We start from the raw sequence: 2,874 nt of genomic DNA, 5'->3' as shown, positions 1-2,874 counted from the left end.
ATGGCTGCGGCGGCGAACAGGCCTACGGCCAGGACGGCGGCGGCGGATTCCCAGACGGCCGACCAGTCGAAGAGGGGGAAGGTGGACTGGCGGGTGAACTGGCCGTCCACCAGCAGGACCTTCGCGGCGATCAGCAGGCCGGCGGCGCACAGGCCGCCGACCACGCCGGCGACCGCGCTCTCGAGCACGAACGGCGCCCGGATCGTCCCGTTGGAGGCGCCGACCAGACGCATGATGGCGGTCTCACGGCGTCGACCGTGCGCGGAGATGCGGATCATCGTGTAGATCAGGGCGAACGAGGCCAGGGCCTGGACCGCGGCGAGGGTGAACGCGCCGATCGTGAAGGCATCGAGGAAACGGTAGAGCGGCGCCAGCAGGGCCCGCTGGTCGCGGACGGCCTCCACCCCGTCGAGGCCGGTGTAGGTGACGACGACATCGCCGGATGCGCGGGGGTCGGCCAGGGTGAGGCGCAGGGCGGCGGGCAGGTCCTCGGGGGCGACGCCGGCGACGACGTCCGGGGAGCCGCGGAAGTCCCGGCGGAAACGGTCGAAGACCTGCTGTTTGCTTTCGTACCGGACGGCGGTGATCGCCGGGTCGGCGTGCAGGTCGGCCTCGAGGGCGGAGCGCTGCGCGGGGGTGATGGCGTCGGTGAGGTCGATGACGACCTCGAGCTGGCCGAGCAGGTAGCGGTCGATGGTGTGCACCTGGGCGCGCAGCAGCAGTCCGGCGCCGAGCATGGCCAGGCAGATGGTGATCGTGACGATCACCGAGGCGGTCATCGCGAGGTTGCGACGCAGGCCCGTCCACCACAGTGCGGCCAGCGGTCCCGGCCGCATCAGCCCACCGCCCCACGCGAAGCCGGCACCCCGGACACCCCAGCAGCCCCGGACGCCCCCGCGGTTCCGGACGCCCCGACAGCCCCGGACACGCCGGCAGGCCCGGATGGCCCGGGGGACCATGGCAGTTCGGGGCCGGACTGGGTCGGGATGCTTGGCGCGAGGGGTACGGGGACGGTGTCGTAGCCGCCGCGGGCCTCGTCGCGCACGAGGGTGCCGTCCGACAGTTCGAGGACGCGGCGGCGCATCGCGTCGACGAGGGCGGCGTTGTGCGTGGCCATCAGTACGGTCGTGCCGGCCTGGTGGATGGCGTCCAACAGGTGCATGATCTCGATGCTGGTGGTGGGGTCGAGGTTGCCGGTGGGTTCGTCGGCGAGTAGTACCCGTGGGCGTCCGACGAAGGCCCGGGCGATCGCCACCCGCTGTTGTTCGCCGCCGGAGAGCTCGTCCGGGTAGCTCTGGGCCTTCTCCCCCAGTCCGACGAGTTCCAGTGCTTCGGGGACGATGCTGCGCACGACATGTCGGGGCCGTCCGATGACGTCCAGGGCGAAGGCGACGTTGGCGGCGACCGTCCGGTTCGGGAGCAGCCGGTAGTCCTGGAAGACGCAGCCGACGGTCCGGCGCAGGCGCGGCACCCGGCGGTCGGGGATGCGCGCGACGTCCTGTCCGGCGACGACGACCTGCCCGCTGGACGCCCGTTCCTCCCGCAGGAGCAGCCGCAGCAGGGTCGACTTGCCCGAACCGGACGGTCCGACGAGGAACACGAACTCTCCCGCGCCGATCTCCGCACTGACATCGGACAGAGCGGGACGGATGCCGCTGGGATACCACTTGCTCACCGCGTCCAGGACGATCACTGCACCCTCCTCACGCAAGGCGCCAAGCTGAACACATTCCGTGACGGAGATGGTAGGGCGTGACCGGAGCCGCATCATGCGGGCGCGCCGCCCGGCGGAGTTTCCGGGTACGCACGGTCATGCTTCGGACTGACAGTGAGCGCGGCGAAAGGGCGCGCACGGGCGTACCGTGAAGGCGTCACGGTTCTGCCACGACATCAGACCCACCGGTTACAGGCTCACCTAATACCAGGCTCACCTACTACCAGATGGTCCGGCGTCATGATCGCCTGGCACCAAGGTGCTCGGGCATGGTGGTGAGCCAACGGCGTGGTCCGAGGTGGAACGAACCTCCCCGGCGAGACGTTTGGTGTTTTCGCAGGTGCGGTCTGGTGCCGCGGGAAGGAGGCGGCATGGGCAGCGAGGATCTGGTCTGCGCGAGCTGCTCGGGTCTGGTGATCGAAGGCCGGTGCCCGACGTGCCGAGCGTCCCGGGAGTACCTGCGGCGTAACTCGCCGAACCTGTCGCCACAGCTGTTCCTGACGATCCTGGTGATCATCATGGTGCTCACGGCGCTGGCTGTTCGCCACGCCTCCTGATCGCCTGGTCCCGTCCCGTCCGTGACACCGCCAGCAGGTAAGGGAGCCGCGCGGGTGAGCGCCGAACCCCTCGCGCGACCCGGGCCTGCCGCGCGCCCCACGCACACGCCACATCTCAACCGAGCCACGCGCGCACCGAGCGCCGGTGCGGCCCGCGGGCACTGCGTCTCGGTGCCGCCGCGTGCGCGCTGGGCCTGCTGGCCGGGCTCGGACTGGTGGCCTGCGGCGACTCCACCAGCACCGGCGGCTCCCCCGCCGCCAGCCCGGCCGCCGGCACCGCCGCATCGGGCACGGCCGCATCGGGCAGCACGGCGTCTCCCGAGGCGCTGGGCTCGACCACCGGCGCGAACGGTGTGCGAACGGTGACGAGTGGTCTCGCCGCCCCCTGGGACGTGGCGTTCCTGCCCTCCGGCGACGCCCTGATCAGCGAGCGGGACAGCGGCCGCATCCTGCGTCTGCCGGCTGGTAGCAGCACCCCGAGCGTGCTGACGACACTTCCCGGTGTCGTGCACCACGGCGAGTCCGGCCTGCTCGGCCTCGCCGTCTCCCCGACGTTCGCCACCGACCGTTACGTCTACGCCTACTACACGTCCGCGCAGGACA

General features: G+C 71.3%; 4 protein-coding genes. 2 read left to right on the top strand and 2 right to left on the bottom strand.

Annotated elements, in window-relative coordinates; translation table 11 throughout:
* Both ftsX and ftsE read right to left on the bottom strand, forming a co-directional pair.
* A partial coding sequence (gene ftsX / locus G6R24_RS19960; protein ID WP_163550689.1) for a permease-like cell division protein FtsX occupies positions 1 to 836 on the bottom strand: 836 nt, incomplete at its 3' end.
* On the bottom strand, positions 836 to 1,693 hold the full coding sequence (ftsE, locus tag G6R24_RS19955) for a cell division ATP-binding protein FtsE (protein WP_225438829.1): 858 nt from the start codon (positions 1,691 to 1,693) through the stop codon (positions 836 to 838). The genes ftsX and ftsE, both read right to left, overlap by 1 nt.
* Before the next feature lie 392 nt (positions 1,694 to 2,085).
* On the opposite strand from ftsE, the gene G6R24_RS19950 reads away from it, so the two are divergent.
* Together G6R24_RS19950 and G6R24_RS22995 are read left to right on the top strand one after the other, a co-directional pair.
* Positions 2,086 to 2,271: a hypothetical protein gene (locus G6R24_RS19950; RefSeq protein WP_163550688.1), complete on the top strand. Its 186-nt coding sequence runs from the start codon at positions 2,086 to 2,088 to the stop codon at positions 2,269 to 2,271.
* Between the two features lie 215 nt (positions 2,272 to 2,486).
* A partial coding sequence (locus G6R24_RS22995; RefSeq protein WP_225438822.1) for a PQQ-dependent sugar dehydrogenase occupies positions 2,487 to 2,874 on the top strand: 388 nt, incomplete at its 3' end.

It is taken from the genome of Candidatus Frankia nodulisporulans, from assembly GCF_902806475.1.
Lineage (GTDB): Bacteria > Actinomycetota > Actinomycetes > Frankiales > Frankiaceae > Frankia > Frankia umida.
Note: the sequence above shows the minus strand (reverse complement) of the source record. Positions and strands in the feature narration are given on the sequence as shown.

Bases quoted from the DNA above. Each gene is read 5' to 3' on its own strand.
- G6R24_RS19950 (WP_163550688.1), top strand. From the start codon at position 2,086: ATGGGCAGCGAGGATCTGGTCTGCGCGAGCTGCTCGGGTCTGGTGATC.